We start from the raw sequence: 1,423 nt of genomic DNA, 5'->3' as shown, positions 1-1,423 counted from the left end.
TTAGGCAGTGAGTTTCTTGCCCAAAACATGACCAAAGAAGGCGTTGTCACAACCGAGTCGGGTCTTCAATATAAGGTACTTCAAGCCGGTACGGGAGAAGCCCACCCTACTGCAAACGATAAAGTTAAAGTTCATTATCATGGCACCTTAACTGATGGCACTGTCTTTGATAGTTCCGTAGCTCGCGGACAACCTATCTCTTTTGGCTTGAATCAAGTTATCAAAGGCTGGACTGAAGGTCTGCAACTTATGGTGGTTGGCGAGAAGACCCGATTATTTATTCCGAGCGAACTTGGCTACGGAAATAGAGCTGCTGGCGCCATCCCGGCTGGCTCGGTACTAATTTTTGATGTTGAGTTGCTTGGCATCAATGAATAAACAACTATAGTGAGATATAACTACTCGTAACAGAACAATTACGAGTCTTTTTAAGATAACGGAGAATAGAATGAAGCTTGTTACTGCGATAATCAAACCTTTTAAACTTGATGATGTACGTGAAGCACTATCAGAAATCGGTGTTCAGGGTATAACAGTTACTGAAGTTAAAGGATTTGGTCGCCAGAAAGGTCATACAGAGTTGTATCGTGGCGCTGAGTACGTTGTAGACTTTCTACCAAAAGTTAAACTAGAAGTAGCNATCAGTGAAGATATGCTAGATAAAGTTATCGAAGCGATGACAAATGCAGCCAATACTGGAAAGATCGGCGACGGAAAGATATTTGTTTCATCACTTGAGCAAGTGATTCGAATCCGTACTGGCGAAACCGGTAGTGACGCTGTATAGATAAGCCTATAATGCGAGTAGTGAGCTACTCGCATTGTTTCAGCTTCAAAGCAGCTAACTAAAAGGAGGCACAAATGAAACATCCAACAAGATGGGTATTCATTCTAAGCTTTCTTCTTTCTTTACAAGCCTCTCTTAGCTATTCACAAGAAAAAACTTCGCTTACCTCTCCCGACAATAAATCTACTATCATTCTTGGCTATAAAGAAGGCAGCAAACCGCCCTATATCGGCAACAAAAATGATAATAGCGGTGCATACCGAGAACTTTTCTCTAAAGCAGCAGAGATGATAGGACTCTCACTTGAAATCGTAAGGTTACCTAAAAAACGTGTTTATCATCACCTTAAAGAAGGTGATATCGATTTCTATCCCTCGTCTGGTTTTTCAGAAAAAAGATCACAGTTTTTATATTGGCTGGACAATGGCTTTCTATCGAAACAAGCCTTAGTCTCAGACATTACAGACTTCGAAATAAAAGACTTTAAGAAGGCGAAAGGTACTTTGCTTGTCCCTTTAGGAGGTAGCTCCGCTGAATATGCCAAAGGTGCTCCTCAAGTAAGCATTCAGAAAATGGGCAAGTTGCCTATTGATAAAGCAATTCAGGCACTGAAACTAGGTAGAGGTAATTTCTACG

General features: G+C 41.1%; 3 protein-coding genes. All 3 read left to right on the top strand.

Annotated elements, in window-relative coordinates:
• Positions 1 to 378: FKBP-type peptidyl-prolyl cis-trans isomerase (locus tag A3757_RS01690; protein ID WP_068739058.1), on the top strand; the 378-nt coding region annotated here is incomplete at its 5' end.
• Between the two features lie 70 nt (positions 379 to 448).
• Positions 449 to 787: a P-II family nitrogen regulator gene (gene glnK / locus A3757_RS01685; RefSeq protein ID WP_068509576.1), complete on the top strand. Its 339-nt coding sequence runs from the start codon at positions 449 to 451 to the stop codon at positions 785 to 787.
• A 74-nt stretch (positions 788 to 861) separates the two neighbouring features.
• Positions 862 to 1,423 (top strand): hypothetical protein (locus A3757_RS01680; protein ID WP_197469645.1); only part of this gene is annotated, 562 nt, incomplete at its 3' end.

The organism is Oleiphilus sp. HI0117, assembly GCF_001635235.1.
Note: the sequence above shows the minus strand (reverse complement) of the source record. Positions and strands in the feature narration are given on the sequence as shown.